Annotated in this window: 19 protein-coding genes and 1 riboswitch; of the genes, 10 read left to right on the top strand and 9 right to left on the bottom strand. The window is 72.9% G+C overall.

What is annotated here, in order from left to right:
- Nucleotides 1-16: 16 nt before the first annotated feature.
- From RAN62_RS37495 to fxsA, 3 genes are all read right to left on the bottom strand, one after another.
- Nucleotides 17-1693, bottom strand: coding sequence for a putative bifunctional diguanylate cyclase/phosphodiesterase (locus RAN62_RS37495; protein WP_305789623.1), 1677 nt, complete (start codon nucleotides 1691-1693; stop codon nucleotides 17-19).
- Nucleotides 1694-1813: 120 nt separating this feature from the next.
- Nucleotides 1814-3217 carry an aKG-HExxH-type peptide beta-hydroxylase gene (locus tag RAN62_RS37500; RefSeq protein ID WP_305789624.1) on the bottom strand — a complete coding sequence of 468 codons (1404 nt, stop codon included), beginning with the start codon at nucleotides 3215-3217 and terminating at the stop codon, nucleotides 1814-1816.
- Nucleotides 3214-3408, bottom strand: a complete 195-nt coding sequence (fxsA, locus tag RAN62_RS37505) for an FxSxx-COOH cyclophane-containing RiPP peptide (RefSeq protein ID WP_305789625.1) — start codon at nucleotides 3406-3408, stop codon at nucleotides 3214-3216. Before fxsA ends, RAN62_RS37500 begins: the two co-directional genes overlap by 4 nt.
- A gap of 196 nt (nucleotides 3409-3604) precedes the next feature.
- Here fxsA and RAN62_RS37510 point away from each other — a divergent pair, with 196 nt between their 5' ends.
- Both RAN62_RS37510 and RAN62_RS37515 read left to right on the top strand, forming a co-directional pair.
- Entirely contained in the window at nucleotides 3605-3805 is a 201-nt protein-coding gene (locus tag RAN62_RS37510; RefSeq protein ID WP_305789626.1) for a hypothetical protein, read from the top strand.
- The gene (locus RAN62_RS37515) at nucleotides 3795-4190 is read left to right on the top strand and encodes a hypothetical protein (RefSeq protein ID WP_305789627.1); all 396 of its coding nucleotides are present in this window, start codon (nucleotides 3795-3797) and stop codon (nucleotides 4188-4190) included. The genes RAN62_RS37510 and RAN62_RS37515 overlap by 11 nt, the downstream gene beginning before the upstream one ends.
- A gap of 182 nt (nucleotides 4191-4372) precedes the next feature.
- Here the strand turns inward: RAN62_RS37515 and RAN62_RS37520 are convergent, their stop codons facing one another.
- Nucleotides 4373-4657 (bottom strand): DUF427 domain-containing protein, encoded by a 285-nt coding sequence (locus tag RAN62_RS37520; protein WP_305789628.1) that lies wholly within the window; start codon nucleotides 4655-4657, stop codon nucleotides 4373-4375.
- A gap of 160 nt (nucleotides 4658-4817) precedes the next feature.
- Here RAN62_RS37520 and RAN62_RS37525 point away from each other — a divergent pair, with 160 nt between their 5' ends.
- Genes RAN62_RS37525 through RAN62_RS37535 form a run of 3 tightly spaced genes read left to right on the top strand, consistent with a single transcriptional unit; the run spans nucleotide 4818 to nucleotide 7953 of the window.
- Nucleotides 4818-5411: a hypothetical protein gene (locus tag RAN62_RS37525; RefSeq protein ID WP_305789629.1), complete on the top strand. Its 594-nt coding sequence runs from the start codon at nucleotides 4818-4820 to the stop codon at nucleotides 5409-5411.
- Complete coding sequence (locus tag RAN62_RS37530) at nucleotides 5408-6505, top strand: hypothetical protein (protein WP_305789630.1); 1098 nt, start codon at nucleotides 5408-5410, stop codon at nucleotides 6503-6505. Before RAN62_RS37525 ends, RAN62_RS37530 begins: the two co-directional genes overlap by 4 nt.
- The gene (locus tag RAN62_RS37535) at nucleotides 6502-7953 is read left to right on the top strand and encodes a hypothetical protein (protein ID WP_305789631.1); all 1452 of its coding nucleotides are present in this window, start codon (nucleotides 6502-6504) and stop codon (nucleotides 7951-7953) included. Before RAN62_RS37530 ends, RAN62_RS37535 begins: the two co-directional genes overlap by 4 nt.
- Here RAN62_RS37535 and RAN62_RS37540 read toward each other — a convergent pair.
- The 4 genes from RAN62_RS37540 to RAN62_RS37555 form a co-directional block, all read right to left on the bottom strand.
- Nucleotides 7930-9789 carry a SpoIIE family protein phosphatase gene (locus tag RAN62_RS37540; RefSeq protein WP_305789632.1) on the bottom strand — a complete coding sequence of 620 codons (1860 nt, stop codon included), beginning with the start codon at nucleotides 9787-9789 and terminating at the stop codon, nucleotides 7930-7932. The genes RAN62_RS37535 and RAN62_RS37540 overlap by 24 nt on opposite strands.
- 640 nt (nucleotides 9790-10429) lie before the next feature.
- The gene (locus RAN62_RS37545) at nucleotides 10430-11101 is read right to left on the bottom strand and encodes an SRPBCC family protein (RefSeq protein ID WP_305789633.1); all 672 of its coding nucleotides are present in this window, start codon (nucleotides 11099-11101) and stop codon (nucleotides 10430-10432) included.
- Between the two features lie 27 nt (nucleotides 11102-11128).
- On the bottom strand, nucleotides 11129-12301 hold the full coding sequence (locus RAN62_RS37550) for a bifunctional DNA primase/polymerase (RefSeq protein WP_305789634.1): 1173 nt from the start codon (nucleotides 12299-12301) through the stop codon (nucleotides 11129-11131).
- A gap of 39 nt (nucleotides 12302-12340) precedes the next feature.
- Nucleotides 12341-13372: a beta family protein gene (locus tag RAN62_RS37555; RefSeq protein ID WP_305789635.1), complete on the bottom strand. Its 1032-nt coding sequence runs from the start codon at nucleotides 13370-13372 to the stop codon at nucleotides 12341-12343.
- A 115-nt stretch (nucleotides 13373-13487) separates the two neighbouring features.
- Here RAN62_RS37555 and RAN62_RS37560 point away from each other — a divergent pair, with 115 nt between their 5' ends.
- On the top strand, nucleotides 13488-15011 hold the full coding sequence (locus RAN62_RS37560; RefSeq protein WP_305789636.1) for an AAA family ATPase: 1524 nt from the start codon (nucleotides 13488-13490) through the stop codon (nucleotides 15009-15011).
- Nucleotides 15012-15213: 202 nt separating this feature from the next.
- Here the strand turns inward: RAN62_RS37560 and bluB are convergent, their stop codons facing one another.
- Nucleotides 15214-15849, bottom strand: a complete 636-nt coding sequence (bluB, locus tag RAN62_RS37565; protein ID WP_438874600.1) for a 5,6-dimethylbenzimidazole synthase — start codon at nucleotides 15847-15849, stop codon at nucleotides 15214-15216.
- Nucleotides 15850-15881: 32 nt separating this feature from the next.
- Nucleotides 15882-16092: riboswitch (cobalamin riboswitch) on the bottom strand.
- 455 nt (nucleotides 16093-16547) lie between these two features.
- Here bluB and RAN62_RS37570 point away from each other — a divergent pair.
- The 4 genes from RAN62_RS37570 (at nucleotide 16548) to RAN62_RS37585 (ending at nucleotide 20233) form a co-directional block, all read left to right on the top strand.
- On the top strand, nucleotides 16548-17213 hold the full coding sequence (locus tag RAN62_RS37570) for a hypothetical protein (RefSeq protein WP_305789638.1): 666 nt from the start codon (nucleotides 16548-16550) through the stop codon (nucleotides 17211-17213).
- Between the two features lie 79 nt (nucleotides 17214-17292).
- Entirely contained in the window at nucleotides 17293-18024 is a 732-nt protein-coding gene (locus RAN62_RS37575; protein ID WP_305789639.1) for a GntR family transcriptional regulator, read from the top strand.
- A gap of 56 nt (nucleotides 18025-18080) precedes the next feature.
- A complete protein-coding gene (locus tag RAN62_RS37580; RefSeq protein ID WP_305789640.1) occupies nucleotides 18081-19541 on the top strand; it encodes an NCS1 family nucleobase:cation symporter-1 in 1461 nt (486 codons plus the stop codon).
- The gene (locus tag RAN62_RS37585) at nucleotides 19541-20233 is read left to right on the top strand and encodes an aspartate/glutamate racemase family protein (protein ID WP_305789641.1); all 693 of its coding nucleotides are present in this window, start codon (nucleotides 19541-19543) and stop codon (nucleotides 20231-20233) included. The genes RAN62_RS37580 and RAN62_RS37585 overlap by 1 nt, the downstream gene beginning before the upstream one ends.
- Nucleotides 20234-20275: the final 42 nt, after the last annotated feature.

The following is a 20275-nucleotide window of genomic DNA, read 5'->3' on the forward strand; positions in this document are numbered from 1 at the left end:
TGGAGTAAGTCAGCTTTTAGCTGGACAAAGCGGACTGGCGAGTCAGAAGCTCGGTCAGCTCGCCGGCCGGCATGGGCTTCGCGAAGTGGTAGCCCTGGGCTTGCGCGCAGTCCAGCTCGCGCAGCCGCGACGCCGTCGACGCGTCCTCCACGCCCTCGGCGACCGGGGCGAGGTTGAACGTCCGGGCGATCTGCAGCACGGCCTCGGCCACCGAGGCGCCCGCGTTCTCCTGCATGGCCTGCACGAAAGACTTGTCGATCTTGACCACGTCCACCGGCAGCGCGCCGAGGTGACTCAGCGACGAGAAGCCGGTGCCGAAGTCGTCCAGCGCGATGCGGACGCCGAGGGTCTTGAGGGCGCCGAGGATGCGCGCCGACTCGATCGTGTCCACCAGGGCGACCGACTCGGTCAGCTCCAGCACCAGCAGCTCCGGGGGCAGGCCCGTGCGCTGGAGCACGCCCCGGACCTCCTCGACCAGGTTCGGGTTGCCGAGCTGGCTGGCCGAGAGGTTGACGTTGAGTTCGAAGCCGGGCTCCTGGCGCTGCCAGATCGCGGCCTGCCGGCATGCCTCCTCGAGCACCCAGCCGCCGAGGCGGGACAGCAGGCCCATCGACTCGGCGAGGTCCAGGAAGGCGGCCGGGGGGAGCAGCCCGCGCTCCGGGTGCCGCCAGCGGACCAGGGCCTCGACGCCGACCGTACGCTCGCCGTTGAGGTGGACGATCGGCTGGTAGTGGACCTCGAACTCGTGCTCGTCGAGGGCCCGGCGCAGGTCCGCCTCGTCGCGCCGGCGGGCCTCGGCCTCGGCGAACTTGGCCGGGTCGAAGCGCCGGGCGACCCCCTTGCCCTCGGCCTTGGCCTGGTAGAGCGCCTGGTCGGCCTCGCGCAGCAGGTCGTCGAGGAGCATGTCGCTGCCCCGGGTGATCGCGATGCCGGCGCTGGCCGGGATGGTCAGCACGATGTCGCCGACGGTCAGCGGCTGGGTCAGGTCGCGCAGGATCCGGTTCGCCACGGTGTCGGCGATCTGGTCGTCGGCCAGCCGGGGCAGCAGCACGGTGAACTCGTCGCCGCCGAGGCGGGACACGGTGTCGTTGGCGCGCACGGCGGCGCTCATCCGGGTGGCGGCGGTGCGCAGCAGCTCGTCGCCGACCGCGTGCCCGTACGTGTCGTTGATCTCCTTGAACCCGTCCAGGTCGAACAGGATCACGGCGGTCATCGTGTCGTCGGCGTCCGCGAGGGCGTCGGTCGCGTGGTCGAGGAAGAGCTTGCGGTTGCCGACCTCGGTCAGCGGGTCGCGGAAGGCCTGCCGGGCGAGCTGGGCCCGCTGCCGGGTCAGATCACGGACCAGGTGCTCGTTGGTGCGCGAGCCGAGGAACTGGCGGACCAGCACGATCGCGGCGATGGCCACGGTGAGCGCGGTCAGCTGCCGGCTGATCACACCGGTGCTGCCCAGCCAGTAGCCGGCCATCACCACGGCCGCGGCGACCGGCGCGTACCGGGCCAGCGGCCAGCGCTGACCGAGCACGATGACGCCGATGCCGAGCAGCACGACGGTCGCGCCGCCGAGGAACACCTGGCGGTGGCCCGGATCCTCGTCGAACATCGCCGGCCAGGCGAGCAGCAACAGGGACGTGAAGATCAGAACGTCGTCGACCCCGCGACGGATCGCGTTCATGACCTTGGCGCTCCGGCCCATGACTCCACCTCCCACGGGCGGCATCATCGGTCCGGCCCCGGGGGACCTGAGCCTTCTCCGGCCGGGCGTGCCCCTTCTTGAGCTGGTCTTGTTCTTCGGCTCTGTGGCGGTGCGGGCCGGTCAGGCGAGCCAGCGAAGCAGCTCCAGTGGGTCGGCCTCACCGGCGAGGGCGGTGTGCGTCGCGGCGGCGAGCTCGGGCGCCGCGGTCAGACCGGTGACCAGGGCCAGACCGCAAAAATCGGCCATTTCCCGGTACGCCCGGAGCGCCGCCCGCTCGTCGCCCAGCACGTACGCGCCGTCGCCGCTCGCCCCGTCCACCGTCTCATGGCGCAGCAGCCGATGTGCGAGGTCCAGCCGGGCGCTCGCCTCGAGGGCGCGCCGGGGCGCCGGAACCAGCCGGGACCTCACCGGCGGCGGCTGCGCCCCGGACCGCCACGCCTCGGCCAGCGCCGCCGCGTCCGCCGGGGCGACCGTCCGGTTGCGCAGCTGCCAGCGCAGCAGGTGATCGGTGTTGGCGCCCTCGGCGAGCCGCCGGATGGCCGGGTCGACGGGCTCGTCCAGCCACGGGCGCACCTCGTCGAGCAGCGCGCCGACAAAGCGGGCACCGGCGGGGGTGAGATCGTGCAGACCTGCGGCGGCCACGGCGACGGCCGAGCGCCACCGCGCGAACTCGAACGCCGCGAGCGGATCGCCGCCCCACCGCAGCTGGGCCCGGCGGAAGCGGGTGACGGTGAGGTAGGCGTACGCGCCGTGGAGGATGCCCGACGCCGGGCGGGGGTCGTCCCGCCAGGGTGACCAGCCGCGCTCGGCCGGGTGTTCCAGCATGTCGAAGAGGTAGAGCACCGCGTTCAGCAGGCTGTGCTGCGTCTCGTGGAGCAGCCCGGCGGCCAGCGCGTCGGCGTCGGCGGGCTCGGAGATCGCCACCGCCCCGAACGCGTCGGCCGAGGTCGCGCTGATGCCCCGCGCGGCCGGGTCGGGCAGCACCGGCACGATGCAGGTCAGGATGCCGGTGAGCGCCTCGGCGTCCGGCCGGGCGAGGGTCACGAGCAGCCGCCACGCCTCGGTGAAGGCCTCCTGCCACCGGCGTGTCGCGGCGGCGCCGAGCGGGGGTGCGGGCGGCAGGCCGAGTCCGGCCCGCAGGGGGTCCTTGTCCTCCAGCGGTACGGCCACCGCCAGCCCGTCGTGCTCCGCCCGAAGTACGGTCTGCTCGTGGTCGGTGGGCTGCGCCAGGTAGTCCAAGCCGACGTCCTCGGGGCTCGCGCCGCCGCGCAGGGCGGTCAGGCAGCGGGTCGCCCACACGCCCACCAACGGCCGGGCGATCCATCGGCGTGTCGCGGCGGGGTCGGCGCGTTCCGCCTCGGTCAGCGCGCGGAAGGGCCCGGGGCCGGTGATCGCCGCGATCTCCCGGAGCAGCAGCAGGTGCCGGCTCAGCTGGGAGCGTCGCAGCTCAGCCAGGGTCTCGGGGCTCGGCCGGCCGGCTCCCAGCTCGGTCAGGGCGGCGTCGGTGAGTCGGTGCGGTCTCACAGCGCGGAGTTGAAACCCGCGATGGGCTCGCCCGGGTGATCGAGCTCGCCGGTGAGCCGTCGCAGGCAGTGGCCCAGTGCGGTGTCCGCGGCCGGGGTGTCACGGGCGGCCTCGACCAGCTCGGCAAGTGACAGCTCGGACACGTCGATCATCGCGGAGCGCCACTCCGTGGTTTCCTCGGCCCCGTTCACTCTGGGCAACCTCCGTCGGTGAGAGTTGATCGTTGCACTGAAGCAACTATCGTCCCCCTCGATGTATTGCCGCCACATTACGGCGGTAGGCGAGTCGGGTGAGTTCCGGGCGTGTCACCGGGTGGGGTCGCCCCGGTGGACTCGGCGTGATCTCATAGGACGCCAACACGACGAAGTCGGCAACGGAGGACAAACTGTGCTGGGCCGAGACGGCAAGACGGGGGAGCAGGTGCAGAACCACCCGGAGGAGCCGGACGCCGAGACCGGCGCCGACACCCGACCCGAGGCGCCGGTGATGCCGGCCCCGCCGTTCCCCGCGTTCTCCAGCGTGCCCACGTTGCCGCAGCAGACGCCGGGTGTGGGCTTCGAGAGCGGACGCGACAGCCGTGCCCGCTGAGGACGCCCGGCCCCAGCTGCCGCGCCGGGGCCCCGCGCCGCCGGTCGAGCAGATGGACAACGCCGAGCTGGCGCGGATGGTGGAGTCGGAGCACGCGTACCGGGGGAAGGCGCTCTTCGAGCTCTCGGACCGGGCGCCGCACGACGACGACGCGGCCACGAAGGTGGCGATGCTCAGCCGGCTGACCTCGCTCCGCGAGGCGCGGCTCTTCGACCCGGTCTCCCTGGCCTGGTCGGCGATCATCTCCCTGCTGGCGGCCGAGACCCCGCACGCCCGCGACTGCGCCTACGAGGCCTTCGGTGCCCTCGAGCCACCCGAGCAGCGCGAATTCCTGGAGTACCTCCAGGTCCCCACCATCCAGGAAGCCCACCCCCGAGTGGGCTGAAGCGCGGCTGGAGTCGCGCTACGGCCTCGCGGCGCACCTGGCTCGCGCAGGCCACCCAGTGATCAACCTGGCCATGCGGAGCTCGCGCGGAGGGAGGCGGGGATCTCCCTCCGCAGACATCACGCCTGACGGGCTGCGGAGGGAGATCCCCGCCTCCCGTCCCCAGCCCGAAACTCCATGGCTCAGGCTTCGACCTTCACGTCTTTCCAGAAGGCGACTCGGTCCTTGACGGCGGCTGCGTCGGGCTTGGGATCCGGGTAGTACCAGACGGCGTCCTCGCTGATGTGTCCGGCGGACTCGAGCGAGTAGTAGGAGGCCTTGCCCTTCCACAGGCAGACGGTGTGCGTGTCCGACGGGCGGAGCACGTCCTCGCGCACGGAGGCGCGCGGGAAGTACGTGTTGCCCTCGAGGATCACGGTGTCGTCGCTCTCCGCGATGATCTCGTCGTTCCAGATGGCCTTCGGCATACCGTCGAACGTAGCGCGCGACCCGGCCGTCGTCCGATATGCGGGGTTTTTTCGCCTCCCGTGGGTGAAACGTCGTGTGCCTTCGGAGCATTGCCCGCGGCGTGTATGAGGATCTAAGGTCGATCCGCCCCAGAGACCGAATCTGTGAAGCAGGCCACACATGAGCACTCTCAGCATGCTGCCCGGGACGCGTGAGCAGGCCCGTCACGCCCTCGTGCTGCTCGGCGCCCCGGCCCCGGCCCGCCTGGTCGTGGACGTGCACGCCGCCCTTTTCGACGGTGACGTCTCCGTGCCGGATCTGGCCGAGCTGCTCCGCGACGAGGAACGCCGCTTCGATCCGGACACCCTGGCGGCGTACCGGCTGGTGCCCGCCCTGCACCACGACCTGTCGGCGGCCCGCGGCCTGATCACCCTCTCGGGCTGGCCGGTGGCCCGCCGCCTGGTGTCGCCCGCCGCCGCGCGCGCCAACGCCCTGGCCGCGGTGATCCGCATCGCCGAGTTCATCGTGATCCGTGCCGGCGCGAGCGCCGCCGCCATGGGCCTGCTCCGCCGGCTGGCCGAGAGCGTCCCGGGCGGCGCCGAGGCCTTCCTCGTGCACGACCCGCGCGCCCTCGCCGACGCCGCCCGCGCGGCGCTGGCCGAGATCACGCCCGAGCCGGTCCCGGACGCGCTGGTCGCCCGGTGGGAGCTGCTCGACGAGCGTCAGCGCCTCTTCGGCGTGATGAGCCTGCCCCACCAGCGGGCCCGCGGGTGACGCCGGCCCCCCATCAGCGCAATCCCGACCCGGCCCTCGACCGGCTGCGGGGTGACACGCCGGCCAAGCGGCACAACGCGCGCACGATCGCGGCGCTGACCGGCAACCCCGGATGTACGCGCCGGGCGGTGCTCGATGCGGCCGGCGTCGACAAGCCCCGGCTCGCGCAGACCATCGGGTTCCCGGCGGCGTTCGGACAGTCGCGCTTCGCGCTGGCCCGGGGCAACGCGTTCGAGGCGATGCTCAAGGACGACGGCGGCAAGCTCCTGCTCGAGGTGCTCCGCGAGGTGCTCGACCTGGACGTGCCCGAGGTCGGCTACGACGACCTGGGCGAGGACGCCGACGACACGCTGAGCGCGCGCCACGCCCGTACGCGGGAGCTGTTCGGTCGTCCGGAAGTGTTCTCCGCGCTCGTCGACCACCCGCTGCTCACGCTGGACGTGGCCGGGCAGCGGGTGTTCCTGGAGCCGGACCTCGTCGCGTTCCAGGTGGAGGGGCGGCTGCACGTCGTCGAGATCAAGTCGTTCGCGATCGTCGACGGCCAGGCCGACAGCGCCAAGGTCTCGGCCGCCGCCGTCCAGGCCGCCGTCTACGTGCTCGCCCTCCGGAAGCTCCTCGCGAGCCTCGGCCACGACCCGGCCCTGGTCAGCCACGACGTCGTGCTGGTCTGCCCGCGCGACTTCTCACTGACCCCGACGGCCGTGGTGATCGACGTCCGCAAGCAGCTGGCCACGCTGCAGCGCCAGCTCACCCGGCTCGCCTCGGTCGGCGACCTCGCGGCGGAGCTGCCGCCGGGGGTCAGCTTCGACGTGACGCTGCCGCCCGCCGACCTGCTCGCGTCGCTGGATCGGGTGGAAGCCCGCTACGCGCCGGAGTGCCTCTCGGCCTGCGAGCTGGCCGTCTACTGCCGGCACGAGGCCGCGGGATCCACGGCCGCCCTCGGGCGCCCGGTGCGCGACGCGCTCGGCGGGGTGGAGACCGTGGCGGAGGCGCTGGCCCTGGCCGCGGGCACCCGGGAGCCCACGCCCGAGCAGGCGGAGGCGGCCACACTGCTGCAGGCGGCGGCTCGATTGCGTGCTGAAATCTTGTCGTGAGCACGTTGACGGCACTGGCCCGGGCCCAGGCATTCGCGGAGGGCCGGGCGCAGCCGCTGGCGACCGTCCGCCACTTGCACCTGCACGCGCGGCCGCTGGTGCTCATCCCGTACACGATGGCGGGTGAGCCCAACGCCCCGCTCGCCGCGATGGTGGGCACCGAGCGCGACGACCCGCAGGTGCTCGTCGTGGCGCAGCCGCGCAACCGCGACGACCGGTTCGCCTTCGCGGCCGAGCTGGCGGAGGTGCTGCTGCCCTATCTGGAGTCGTTCACGGGCGAGACCGAGGCCGTGGCCATCGACCGGGGACGTGACGTGCGCTACCGGTACACCGACGCGCCACAGCTCTGGGTGCCGAATCCCGGGGGTGTCGACTTCCTGCGGCTCTTCGGACGGTCGACGCGGTTCCGATCGACCGAGGGCGAGTACGCGGTCCCGGCCACGGTGCCGTTGCTCGGGCGGTGGCTGACCTTCTTCGGCAACTCGGCGGAGGTGGCCGGGTCGTCGCTGCTGCTGACGGCCGTACAGGCGCTGTCGTCGCACTGGGCGACCGGGCAGAGCAGTGCCGAGGACGCCCAGCTGGCGGCCCTGATGGGGTGGCTCGATCCGGAACCGGGCCGGACCGTCTTCGAGGCGGCCGCGGCGGCCGAGGACCCGGCCGTCACCCCGCCCGCCGGGCCGGCCACCGACCCGGGCTTCGACAACGACGTGCTCGCGCCGCTGATCTCGGTGGCCGAGCCCGACGTCGCGAAGCTGCGCGAGGTCCTGCGGGAGCAACTGCTGCCCACGTGGCACCTCATGTGGCGGGCGCGTGACCTGCTCGCGCAGCTGCCGGAGGCCGGTCGGGTGGCGAGCCGCTGGGACGGGGACCGCGACGCGTTCTCGGCCTTCTGGCTGCACGTCGCGGAGGGCGGCGCGCCGCAACCCCGGCGTGACGGCGCGGTGGCTGCCGCGGCCCGGCTCAGCCGTCTGGAAAACGCCGCTTCCCGGTACGCGGTGCAGCGCGCGTTCGACGACCCGCTGATCATGGCGGAGTACCGGCTGGTGGGCGCCGCGTTCGAGGGCGAGGTCACGCTGGCCAAGGCGGACCGCGTCGACGACACCGGACGCCGGCCCGTCCTGCGGCCGCGGATCATGGTGCGGACCACCGAGACGGTACGCGTGGAGCCCGGCGCCGTGCTGACCTCGCCCGCCCGGCCCGCCCAGAAGGCGACGGTGATCTCCCTTCAGCCGTCCGGGGCCGCCGTCGACGTGGTCCTCGAACTGTCCGGTGGCATGGGGCGCAAGCTGGTCGCCGAGCCGGGAAGCGTGCCGGAGGTGGGGGAACGCGTGTTGCTCACCACGTTGAGCGAGGCCTACCGGCCCGGGGGCGCCTTCCCCGAGCCGGAGCAGACACCGTGGACACACGGCGGCCCGCCCTCCTCCTCACTGGAAGCGGACGAGCAGTAGCGCCGTGTCGTCGGTGTGCCGGTCGGCGTCCGCGATGAGCAGGTCGACGATCTCCTGGCCGGGCCGGCCGGCATACTTCGCCAGGCTGAGCCGGATCCGGGCGATGCCCTCGTCGAGGATCTCGTCCGGCCGCTCGACGAGCCCGTCCGTGTAAAGCACCAGCGTCGCCCCGGACGGCACCCGCCGCCGATGGGTCGTGCGCACAGTCCGGGGCAGAAGACCGAGCAGCGGCTGCGGTGTCTCCCACCACACCTCGACCCGCCCGTCCGGGTGCACCAGCATGGGCGGCGGGTGGCCCGCGTTCGCGAACGCGACGTCGAACCCCTCGTCGGCGCGCCGCACCCGGGCCAGCACGGCGGTCGCCGCCGTCGGCAGCGCGAGCCCGTGCACGGCCCGATCCAGCTGCGCGAGGAGCGGACCCGGGTCGTCGTCCCGCCCGTACGCGTCCCCGCGCACGAGGTTGCGCAACTGGCCCATGGACGCCGCCGCCTCGATGTCGTGCCCCGAGACATCCCCGACGGCGAGCATCAGGGAGCCGTCGGGCTGGGCGAAGGCGTCGTACCAGTCCCCGCCCACGGCCGCGCCGTCCTGCGCGGGCAGGTAACGGGCGTGCAGCTCGAACCCGGGGATCGTCGGGAGGGCCGGCAACATGCTGTGCTGGAGGACCTCGGCGACGTGGCGCTGCTGGGCGTACAGGCGGCTGTTGTCGATCGCCAGTCCCGCCCGCCGCGCGATGTCGACCGCGGTGCGCTCGTCGGCCTCGCTGAACTCCGCGCGCCCGGCCCTGTTCACCAGCGCGAGCGAGCCGAGCACCTCCCGGGTCACCGGCGCGGTGATGGGCACGATGACGTACGACGCGATGCCGAGCCGCTCCGCCGTCTCCACCAGCTCCGGGTCGCCGACCCGGGCCAGCATCGCCTCGCGGGACTCGCCGCTGCGCCGCACAGGCCGCCCGAGCCGTTGCGCCACGGGCACCATCGACTGCGCGGTCAGCCCGGTGCGTACGAGCTCGGTGTAACGCTCCATGTCCGCCGCCCGCTCCGGGTCCCGGTGCGCCCCGGCGGCGTGCCGGATCTCGCCCTCCTTGCCCGCGAGCGTCACGAGAGACCAGTCGGCCAGGCGCGGCACGACGCCGGCCGCGAGCTGGCGCATGCCCTCGCCCGCGTCGAACGTGGTCGCGAAGGTCTCGGTCAGCTCGGCGAGCATGGCCAGCTGCTCGTGCGCCGTCTCGGCCTGGGTGCGGGCCTCTTCGGCGTGCCGGCGTTCCCGGTCGGCCTGGGCGTGGGCGCTTTCGGCGTGCTGGCGGGCTTCCTCGGCGGTGGTGCGTTCTATTCGCAGGCGCAGCTCGGACGCGCAGGCCTCGGCCAGATCGGTCAGAATCGCCAGCTCGTCGGCCGTCCAGGCGCGCGGGCGGGTGTCGATGGCGCAGAGCGAGCCCAGCGTGCGGCCCTCGGCGTCGTTGAGCGGCACCCCGGCGTAGGCGACCACGCCGAGGTCCGGGATCGCCAGATTGTCCCGCACCTGCGCATAGATGCGGGCGTCCGGGAAGACCTTGGCCACGCCCTCGGTGACCACGTGCCGGCAGAACGAGTGGGACAGCGGGGTCTCGCGCTTCCCGGCCCAGGGCTCGCCCAGCCCGACCTCGCCCGGGAAATACTGCCGCCGGTCGTCGACCAGGGACACGAGGGCCACGGGTACGCCCAGCATCCGGTGCACCAACGAGGCAAAACGGTCGAAAGCCGGATCGGGCGCCGCCTCGGCCCCGACTTGCCGCAGGGCCCGCAACCGGTCAGGATCCGCGAGCCGGTCGCGCCCCTGCCACCCGTCCTCGGCCATGCCCCTCCGCCCTCCCACATCCGTGGAGCCAGGCTACCCGCGCGGCGACCAGCCCAATCCCGGGACGCGTGCCCGCCGCCCGATCCTTGCCCCCGTCGCCACTTGTGCGTGATCCCGCACACCACCCGTCGCCCCGGCCGGGCATGGGCGCGGCGGACAGGTGGCCGGTTGCCGGCAAAGGTGGGTGCGGTGGTCGGCCAGGACGGTGACGGCCGGGCGGACCAGGGGCGCGCGAATGGCAGCGGCTGCGGTGGCCAAGGCGGTGGCGGCCGCGCAGAGCAGGGCGGTGGGCGCCGGCGGGTCAGGGGGAGGTGGCGGCCGGCCGAGGCGGTGGCGGCCGCGCAGGGCGAAGCTGTGGTGGCCGGGGGAATCAGGGGCGGCGGTGGCCGGCCGGCGGTGGCGGCAAGGGGCAGTGGCAGCCGCGCAAGGCAGTGGAGGTGGCGCGCGGCGCGGCGCGGTTGTGGTCGTGGCGCGCGGCGTGGTTGTGGTCGCGGGCGGGCGGGCGGGGGTCGGGGGCGGCGATGAGTTCGGGGCGGCGGGGGTCGGGGGCGGCGATGAGTTCGGGGCGGCGGGGGCCGGGGGCGGCGATGAGTTCGGGGCGGCGGGGGCCGGGGGCGGCGGTGAGTTCGGGGCGGCGGGGTCAGGGGGCGGGGGTGTCGGCGGCGGTCACTTGGGCGTTGCGGGCGAGGGGCGCCCAGCGTTCGGTCCAGCGTTTGCGGATGACTTCGAAGGCCGAGTCGTCCAGCCCGAAGGTGGACACGGTCACCTCGAACCGTCCGGCGCTGCGGCTGCCCAGCGGCTCGCGGCCGGCGAGGACGACGAGGTGGCCGTCGCCGTCGACGAGCCAGGCGACCCGGGTGCCGGCCCGGGTGACGGTCGCCGCGGTGGAGCCGGTCATGCCGAGGACCTGACGCCACGTGCTCGCCCCGGTCAGATAGAGCGTCCGGCGCTCGCCCCTCGGCCGCTCGGCCAGCAGGTAGCGGAGCTGGACGAGGAAAGCACGCCAGCCTTCCTCGATCGCGTCGTACCGGCCGGGGTCGTCCACTCCCTCCCGGACGGCGCGCACCACCGCGCTGTCGTCGTCCCCGCTCACCTCCAGATAGGACCCGTCGGCCCAGCCCATGCGCTCCGGCGCCCGCAACGTCGCCTCGTTCACGAAGATGTGGGCGATCTCCACGTCCAGCTCGTCGTAGTCCCACCCGAACCACTGCCGCAGCACGGCGGGCTGGGTCACGGCGTCCCACACCTCGTCGCGGCCGGCCGGCAGCTCCACCTCGACGAAATAAGACTTCGGCGTCTCTCGATCGGTCACGGTCCCATCCTGCTGGTAACTCGTCGATCACGCCACGCGATCACGCCCCCTTTCTCCGGAGATTTCGCGCCGAATCGCCGCCGGCCCGCGCCGGGCCCCCCGATCCGGCTCCCCGGCGGCGCCGCGGGGCACGTCATCCGTGACGACAGGCCATCGTGGACGCGTGACATCGGAACGAACCGAGCCGCCCGGCGCACCGACACGGATGCCCGGCGTCGCACCGACACCGACACCGCCCGGCGCATCAACGCGGATTTCGCCCGGCGCCCCAACGCGGATGCCCGCCGACGCTCCGGCACCGCCCGGCGCCCCGACGCGTGTGCCCGCCGGCGCCCCGACGCGTGTGCCCGCCGGCGGGCCGACGTGGATGCCGGGCGGCGGGCCGACGCGGATGCCGGCGGTCAGGCCCGAGCGGATGGTGCGACCGGTCTCCGCGCGCCCGAGCCCCGCCCAGGCGGCCGCGGCGGTCAGCTCCCGCGTCACGGCGGCCGCGTCGGCGACTCCCGCGGCGACCAGCCGGCCCAGGGCGAAGGCGGCCCTGTTCAGCGTGTCGTTGCGCGCCCCGACCGGCGCCCGGGCCACGCGCTCGGACTCCGCCGCGAGCGCCGCGGCGGCGTACTGAAAAGGGTGTCGGGGTGGGGTGGGGTTGATCGAGCGAGGTGGCTCGGGGCCGGCAATCATCTCGGCCAGCTCCGGGGGGACGGGCGGGAGGCCCGCGCCGGGGCGCACCACCCAGTCATAGGTGGAGCCGCTGGCGTGGCGCGACGGTGGGGCCACCACATAGCCGCCCAGGCCGCGCCAGTCGAGGCCGGGGACCACGCGCACACGGTTGCCGCGGCCGGAGGGGCGGAACCAGAAGTGCCAGCCGCCGCCGCCCGTGCGGACCTGCGGACCCGGCGGCAGCTCGCCGCCCAGCAGGTGGCGCAGGCCGTGCCAGCCCTCGGCGGAGTCGACGTCGGCCACGTCCATGGCGGTGCCCGTGCGCAGGCCGATGTTGGCCTCGGGCCAGCGGGCCCACCACGCCTCGATCGTCAGCGGGTCGGTGCTCGCCTCGGTCAGCCCGTGGCGCAGGCGCGGATGCTTGCCCGGGCGCTCACACGTGGCGCGTCCGCAGGAGCATCGGCCGCCCAGAGCAGGGGCATGCAGGGGGAGCACGGGAATCCCGTGCCGGGCATAGGCGAGAGCCGCATCGAGCATCATTCGAACAAGTGTACGAGTGATGGCCCGCCGCACCGAGAGTTATCCACAAAGCGTGTGCAGGACATGTGCCATGTGGTGTGACGTGCTCCACGCGATCCAGCTCGCCGGGCTCCCGCCGCCCCGGGCGCTCCGGGCCCGCCGGGCGATCTCCGCGTCGCCCCACGAGAAGTGCCCGCCCGTGGCCGGCCAGTGCGCCGACGCCACGAGGGTGCGGCAGAGGTCTTGGCACCGGTCGTCGCTGCGGCCGCCCCGGCGCGCCCACCGATAGATCCACCAGTCGTCCGCGGCGGTGTAGCGGAGCGTGGGGAGCTGACGATGGTTGCTGCCGTTACGGCGTACCGGGGAAGTGACGCCGTAGTCCGCATAGCCCACGCCGGGCTCGCGCAATCGGGTCCACATCCTCGCGTCGAGGCGGCCGACGGTGACGGGCTCGTCCGTGGGCAGGTCGTCGAGGTTGGGCGGCATCGCTCCCGCGGCCACGGTGATCGAACGCCACGGCATCGAGCGGGCCCAGCGCAGCATGTGGCGGGCGCGGTCCTCGAAACGCGCGGCGTGGGCCGTACACGCTGTCTCGGCGAGGTCAATGATCAGGTCGACGCGCTCCGCCTGCAGGCCCGATCCCGTCAGCATGCGGTTGGTCGTGGCCGTCGCCTCGGCCGGGTTGCGGGCGTCGGTGTGCGGCCGCAGCCGCAGAACAGCGCGCTCGAGGTGCATGCGAGCGGCCAGGCCGTGCTCCACCAGCCTGCGACGGCTGTCGTACGCCCGGAGCACCGGCAGCATCGCCACCCCCAGCCCCGCCAGTTCTTCCGCGAGGTCGAGCGGTGGCGAAACCAGCGGATCATCGGGGTCGGGCAGCGCGGCCAGATCCACGGCCACGGCGCCGGTCCGGGGCGGGAACTGTCTGAGCAGCTGAGGCAGGCGGTCCGCGGGTCCCAACTCGACGATGGGCGTGACCCGCCGGGCGGACGCGGGATCGAGGTGGTGCAGGGCGGCGAGCTCGCCCCGGCGGGGCCGCAGGATCGGGCGGTAGACACCGTCGTCCGCGGCCTCGGGCGCCGTGAATACGGTCATTCACTCAAAGTAGCGGGTGATCGCTCAGCGTGGACATTGGCGACGCGTTTAGTCACTTCTGGTGAAGATCTGCGCGTCCGCTGTTTTGTCGGGGGGTGCGGTTACGGTGGTCGCCGTGAGTTCTTCATCGGTGGTGGAGCCGTCCGTCGCGGCGGGGCAGGTGGTCGACGCGGTGCTGCGTGACCTCGCGACCTCCCCGCACCGGGGCGTGGTGGTCGACTCACCGCCGGGGGCGGGGAAGAGCACTTTGGTCGTACGGGCGGCGGGCGTCCTCGCCGCGGCCGGCGGCCCGCTGATGATCGTCGCCCAGACCAACGAGCAGGTCGACGATCTCATCGAGCGCCTGGGCGTCAAGTCGCCGGAGCTGGGCGTGGGCCGGCTCTCCGCGGTGGACTACGTGCCGAGCGAGCGCGTCCGGGCCCACCCGTCCTGCCGCGTCGGCGCCAAGGTGCCCGACCTCGGCGGCCCACCTGTGACGATCGGCACAGCCGCCAAATGGGCAACGGTCACAGAAGGGGTGTGGCCCTGGGCGATCGTCGACGAGGCCTACCAGATGCGGTCCGACGCGCTGCTCCGCGTCGCGCCCCGGTTCGAGCGGGCGTTGTTCGTGGGCGACCCCGGGCAGCTCGACCCGTTCTCGACGGTCGAGGTCGACCGCTGGACGGGCCTCTCGTGGGACCCAATGCAGAGCGCGGTCGCGGTGCTCCTGCGTCACAATCCCGAGCTGCCGGTGCACCGGTTGCCGGTGTCGTGGCGCCTCCCGGCTTCGGCGGCGCCCGTGGTGGCGAAGGCGTTCTATCCGTTCACGGGTTTCCGGTCGGGGACGGGTCCGGGCGACCGGGTGCTGACCTTCGGCGAGCCGGGCGACGGTCGTCGGATCGGCGCTTTGCCTGGAGCCGGCGCTTTGTCCGGGGGCGGCGGTTCGACCGGCGGTGGCTCAGCGCTGGGCAGCGGCTCTGAGCTGGGCGGCGGCGCGGGTCTCCGGGCGGGCGCGGGTCTCGGAGTCGTTGCGGGTGTCGGAGCGGGCGCGGGTCTCGGGGGCGATGCGGGTGCCGGGGCCGGCTTGGGGGGCGGGCCCGGCTTCGGGGAGGTCGACAAGGTGCTGGACGTGGCGGCGGAGACCGGCTGGGGGCTGCTGCGGTTGCCGGCGCGCTTCACCGTGCGGACGGATGCCGAGGCGGCGGCCGCCTGTGCGCTGCTCGCCGCCCGCGCCTTGGACCGGGGTGGCGTGACCACGTCGGAGTCGGGCCAGGGGGCGCTGACGGCCGACCGGATCGCGGTGGGGGCGGCGCATCGCGACCAGGTGGCGGCGATCCGGTCGTTCCTGCCGCCGGAGGCCCGGGACATCACGGTCGACACCGCCAACCGGCTTCAGGGCCGGGAGTACGACCTGACCGTGGTCCTCCACCCACTTTCCGGCCGCCGCGACGCCACCGCCTTCCACCTGGAGTCGGGGCGCCTGTGCGTTCTCACCTCCCGCCACCGTCACGCCTGCGTGGTGGTGGCCCGCGACGGCATCGCGGAGCTGCTGGACGCGCATCCGTCGACCGAGCCGGTGCATCTCGGGGTGCCGGTGAAGTTCCCGGACGGCTGGGAGGCGAACCAGGCCATGCTCGCCCACCTCGACGCCGTCTCCTGACGCCGGCACCCGCCCCCGGCACCTGAGACCACGCCCGCCGCCGACCGCGCCGACCGCCGACCGCGCCGACCGCCGACCGCGCCGACCGCCGACCGCCGAGCGGCGGTGGCCGGGGTGGGGTCCCCAACGCCCACGCCATCACCGCCTGGCGCGGCGCCGACGCGGGCCCCGGGGGCTGACGGGCGGCGGGCGGCCCGTCGGGTCAGGCGGGTGGGGCGGGGGTCCAGCGCTCCTCGTGGATTGCTTCGGTCAGGGGGCGACGGCGGCGCCAGCCGTGGCGTTCGAGGTCGGGGGTCGCCTCGAGGTGTGTGACCGGCCCGACGCACAGCCAGGCGACCGGCCGCACCCCCGCCGGGATGCCGAGCAGCCCCCGCAGGAAGTCTTCGCGATAGAAGGACACCCAGCCCACCCCGAGCCCCTCCGCCGTCGCCGCCAGCCACAGATTCTGGATGGCCAGACACGCCGAGTAGAGCCCGGCATCGGCAATGGCGTGTCGGCCCAGGACGGCCGGGCTGCCGCGGGTCGGGTCGTAGGTGACCACCACCGACAGGGTCGACTCGAGGATGCCGTCGATCTTGATGGGGCGGAAGCGCTCGGCGGCGTCCGGGGCGAGGGTGGCGGCGAAGGTGTCGCGTTCCTGCTGGACGTGGGCGTGGAAGGTGGCGCGGACGCCGGCGTCGCGGACGAGGATGAAGTCCCACGGCTGGGAGAGGCCGACGCTCGGCGCGGCGTGGGCCGCGGACAGGACGCGGTCCAGGGTGGGTGCGGGGATCGGGGCGCCCGTGAACTGGCCGCGGACGTCGCGGCGGCGGTGGATGGCGTCGTAGAGGTCGGTGATCAAGGCAGGCTCCCGCTGCGCTTCGGCCCCGGAGGGCTTTCAGGCGCGAGGCCGGTCTTCGGACTCCCGGATCAGCGCCTCACCGTCCGCCTTCCCAGCCTGGCGGCCAGTGGCTGCGCACCAGGCCGGAGCCTGGGCACGTGGACGGCGGCTCCCCGGTCACCGCGGCGGGCCCGTGCCGGATTCTCACCGGCTTCCCGATTCTCCCCGCCAGGGCGGGGCACCTCGCAACAAAGTTGTGCCGCCGACCAGGATAGCGGGCGCGGCGTCTATCCGATCCACGCGCAATTCCGGGGGCCGACCCCGCGAGGCCGTGATCAATTTTCCGCGATTCGAACGACGGGTGTTAGCAAGCCGGTCACCGTCTCGAAATATGGATCGGTTTGACTGTCGAGTAGGGGACTCACCCGCGGACCGGCATGCAACTTGCACGAGCGATTCGCCGTGCAAGTTGCATGTTCGCGAGCCCGTGAGCGGCCAAGAGCGCCTCCTGGGTGGCCTGTGAGCGGCTCACGAGCGGTTCAGCGGCAGCGGTGAAGCGTCCCGCGAACCAGCTGTACCAACGGTGTGACCGGCCGGGTGAGTTTCATTCACCTCCGTTTTCCAGATCTCCGGAACAGACTCTTCCAGTCGATCTCCGAAGGTGTAACTCTTCTAGCCAGACGTAGCGCCAGCGACACGGACGGTGGTGGAGCCCTATGCGTCCAGACGTTCTGGTCGGTCCCAGCGATTGGGTGGTCGAGCAATTCGGTGACAAGGTCGCCGCCGAATTGTGGACCCGCGTACCCGAGGCGTTGAACACCGCGATCGAACGTGAGGTCAACACCCATCCCTCGGTCACGCAGACCGAGCGCGTGCTGGCGAACCCTCGCTGGCCGCTCCCGTACGAGGAGCTCGTGCTCTTCCTGGGCACCCTGCCCGGGGCCGAGATCATCTCGGTGCCCCGGTCGGTCTACCAGCTGGTGGTGCTCAACGGGCATGTCGTCGTCCCCTGGTGCTACGGGCAGTCCGCCCGCGACTCCATCCGGGACGTTCCCGTCGGCCGCTCGTTCGGCCGGCTCGCCCGGGAGCTGCTGCGCCGGTTCGGGCCGCCGTGGCGCCGATCGCAGGCGGAGACTCCGCTTCCCCTCGACGCCGTGGACGAGCGGGAGGTGGCCAAGATCTGCGCTGCCATCGCGAAGATCGACCCCGCGCCGGAGGTGGTGATCGCCGGCTACGCGGGAGCGCCGCACCTGGGCCTCCTGCGGGCCTGCCTCGGCGAGATCAAGTCGACCGACAACGGCACTCTCAACTGGAGCCACCTCGACGACCTGCCGCTCCCGCCGCCGGTCATCCCGCGCCCTCGCCGCATGGTCTTCCCCTGATCCAGACGGCCCCGCGTCGAAAAGCGCGGGGCCGACGCATGCGCAACATGGTGATAACGCAACGGGCCTAGGGTCGGGCATGGCCAACCCGCGCGTCCGGTCAGTCCTTCTCTCCCGTCTGAACGGCCGCCAGCGCAGCTCCCAGGGCGAGATCCTCGCCGAGCTCCGCCGCTGCATCCTCGACGGCGACGTCCCGCCCGGCTCGCCGATCCCGGTCGACGGCGTCGCGGCGACCTTCGGCGTCAGTCGCATTCCGGTTCGCGAGGCCCTGATGACCCTGATCGGCGAGGGGCTGGTCGATCACCGAGCCCGCACCGGCTACCGGGTCGCCACGATGACCGCCGCCGAGTTCGCCGAGATTTATCTCGTACGCGAAGCTTTGGAAACCGCCGCACTCCGGGTGGCCGTGGATCGGGCCGACGACGCCGCTGTCCGCGAGGCGCGGTCAGCCCACGCGGCTCTCGGCGCCGCCGTCAGAAGCGGTGACGGCCGGGCGCATCACCGGGAGAGCCGCCGTTTCCACCTGGCGCTGATCCGGCCGTGCGAGATGCGCCGCCTGGTGCACATGCTGACCGCCGCGTGGAACATGACCGAGCCGCTGCAGCCCATGGCCCATCTCGACCGCGCCGAGCGGGAGCGGCTGCACGACGACCACGACGCGATGCTCGACGCCTTCGCAGCCCGGGACAGCGCCCGGCTCGTCGACCTGTGCGCGGCGCATCACCGGCGGCTGCAGGGCTGCATCGCCCGGCTGCCCCGGCACACCGGACTGTTCCGGGAAGCAGATATATCTCTCCGCACATCTGAGTGAAACAGCGCCTTCCTAGCGTGAGCGGCATCGACGCCGCTCGACTGCTGGGAGTGGGCATGGACATCAGACCTGGTTACGATCCGCGCCTCACGAACGAGGACCTCGCCCCGCTGAAGAAGCAGACGTGGGGCTCGTACAACATCTTCGCCTTCTGGATGTCCGACGTGCACAGCGTCGGCGGCTACGTGACGGCGGGCAGCCTCTTCGCCCTGGGCCTGTCGAGCTGGCGAGTCCTGGTGAGCCTGCTGGCCGGCATCACGATCGTCTACTTCTTCTGCAACCTGGTCGCCCGGCCGAGCCAGCGGACCGGGGTCCCGTACCCGGTGATCTGCCGCACTGTCTTCGGCGTGCTGGGCGCCAACGTGCCGGCGATCATCCGCGGGGCGATCGCCGTCGCCTGGTACGGCATCCAGACCTACCTGGCCAGCGCGGCGCTCGACGTCGTGGTGCTCAAGCTCTTCCCGTCGCTCGCGCCCTACGCCGACGTGAACCAGTACGGCTTCCTCGGGCTGCCCCTGCTCGGCTGGTGCTCGTACGCGGTGCTCTGGGTCCTGCAGGCCGCCGTCTTCTGGACCGGCATGGAGACGATCCGCAAGTTCATCGACTTCTGCGGGCCGGCCGTCTACGTGGTCATGGCGGTGCTGGCCGGTTACCTGATCTACAAGGCCGGCTGGGGACACATTGATCTGAGTCTGGGCGAGGTCAAGTACACCGGGCTGGACGCAATCCCGGTCATGCTCGGCGCGATCGCGCTCGTGGTGTCGTACTTCTCGGGTCCGATGTTGAATTTCGGCGACTTCAGCCGGTACGGCAAGTCGTTCCGCGCGGTGAAGACCGGCAATCTGCTCGGGCTGCCGGTCAACTTCCTCGCCTTCTCGATCCTGGTCGTGGTGACGTCGTCGCTGACCATCCCGGTGTTCGGCGAGCTGATCACCGACCCGGTCGCCACGGTCGCGAGGATCGACAGCACGTTCGCGATCGTGCTGGGCGCCCTGACCTTCGCCACGGCGACCATCGGCATCAACATCGTGGCCAACTTCATCTCGCCCGCGTTCGACTTCTCCAACGTCAGCCCGCAGCGGATCAGCTGGCGCGCGGGCGGCATGATCGCGGCGGTCGGCTCGGTGCTGATCACGCCGTGGAACCTCTACAACAACCCGGACGTCATCCACTACACGCTGGAGACGCTCGGCGCCTTCATCGGGCCCCTGTTCGGGGTCCTGATCGCCGACTACTACCTGGTGAAGAGGCAGGTCGTGGCCGTCGACGACATGTTCACCATGGCGCCTGAGGGCCGGTACTGGTACCGCAAGGGGTACAACCCGCCGGCCATCGTCGCCACCGCGATCGGGGCGGTCGTCGCCATGGTGCCGGTGCTGTGGACCGGCGGCCCCGGCATGCACACCACGGCCCAGTACAGCTGGTTCATCGGGATGGGTCTCGGCTTCGCCGCGTACCTGCTGCTGCCCAAGGCGCCGCAACCGCGCGAGGCGGCGGACGAGCTCGTGAGCGCCTGATGCATCTGCGTGTCGTCAACCCGAACACCACGGCGGCGATGACCGCGACGATCGAGGAGTGCGCCCGGGCCGTCATCGGTCCGGGCACCCGCCTCGACGCGGCGACGTCCGCCACCGGGCCGGCCTCGATCGAGAGCCACTACGACGAGGCGCTCAGCGTCCCGGGCCTGCTCGCCGAGATCGCCCGCGGCGAGCGCGAGGGCGTCGACGGTTATGTCATCGCGTGCTTCGGCGACCCCGGCCTCGACGCGGCCCGCGAGCTGGCTTCCGGTCCGGTCGTCGGCATCGCGGAGGGCGCGATGCACGCGGCGGCCCTGGTCGGTCGCGGCTTCAGCGTGGTGACCACATTGGACCGTACGAAGGGGCGCGCCCGGGAGTTGGCCGAGCGCTACGGCGCGCCGTGCCGGGGCGTCCACGCGTGTGACATCCCGGTGCTCGACCTGGATCCCGGCGCGCTCGACCGGATCGTCGCCCTCGGCCGCGAGGCGCTGGCCCGCGACGAGTCCGACGTCATCGTCCTGGGCTGCGCCGGGATGGCCGACCTCGCGGCGAAGGCCTCGGCGCGGCTCGGCGTCCCGGTCGTCGACGGGGTCGCGGCCGCCACGTTGCTGGTCCAGTCCCTGGTCACCTTGGGACTGCGAACCTCCAAGCACTCCGAGTACGCACCCCCGCCCGCCAAGGCGTACAAGTAGCCCGGCGGTGGGCCGCGATCCGGAGGAAGCCTGATCGCGGCC

The sequence above is a fragment of the Symbioplanes lichenis genome, from assembly GCF_030709675.1.
In the GTDB taxonomy this organism is placed as follows: domain Bacteria; phylum Actinomycetota; class Actinomycetes; order Mycobacteriales; family Micromonosporaceae; genus Actinoplanes; species Actinoplanes lichenis.

Bases quoted from the DNA above. Each gene is read 5' to 3' on its own strand.
- RAN62_RS37570 (WP_305789638.1), top strand. From the start codon at position 16,548: ATGCGTCCAGACGTTCTGGTCGGTCCCAGCGATTGGGTGGTCGAGCAA.
- RAN62_RS37555 (WP_305789635.1), bottom strand. From the start codon at position 13,372: ATGACCGTATTCACGGCGCCCGAGGCCGCGGACGACGGTGTCTACCGC.
- RAN62_RS37540 (WP_305789632.1), bottom strand. From the start codon at position 9,789: ATGGCCGAGGACGGGTGGCAGGGGCGCGACCGGCTCGCGGATCCTGAC.
- RAN62_RS37580 (WP_305789640.1), top strand. From the start codon at position 18,081: ATGGACATCAGACCTGGTTACGATCCGCGCCTCACGAACGAGGACCTC.
- RAN62_RS37585 (WP_305789641.1), top strand. From the start codon at position 19,541: ATGCATCTGCGTGTCGTCAACCCGAACACCACGGCGGCGATGACCGCG.
- RAN62_RS37575 (WP_305789639.1), top strand. From the start codon at position 17,293: ATGGCCAACCCGCGCGTCCGGTCAGTCCTTCTCTCCCGTCTGAACGGC.
- RAN62_RS37525 (WP_305789629.1), top strand. From the start codon at position 4,818: ATGAGCACTCTCAGCATGCTGCCCGGGACGCGTGAGCAGGCCCGTCAC.
- RAN62_RS37550 (WP_305789634.1), bottom strand. From the start codon at position 12,301: ATGATGCTCGATGCGGCTCTCGCCTATGCCCGGCACGGGATTCCCGTG.
- RAN62_RS37520 (WP_305789628.1), bottom strand. From the start codon at position 4,657: ATGCCGAAGGCCATCTGGAACGACGAGATCATCGCGGAGAGCGACGAC.
- RAN62_RS37495 (WP_305789623.1), bottom strand. From the start codon at position 1,693: ATGGGCCGGAGCGCCAAGGTCATGAACGCGATCCGTCGCGGGGTCGAC.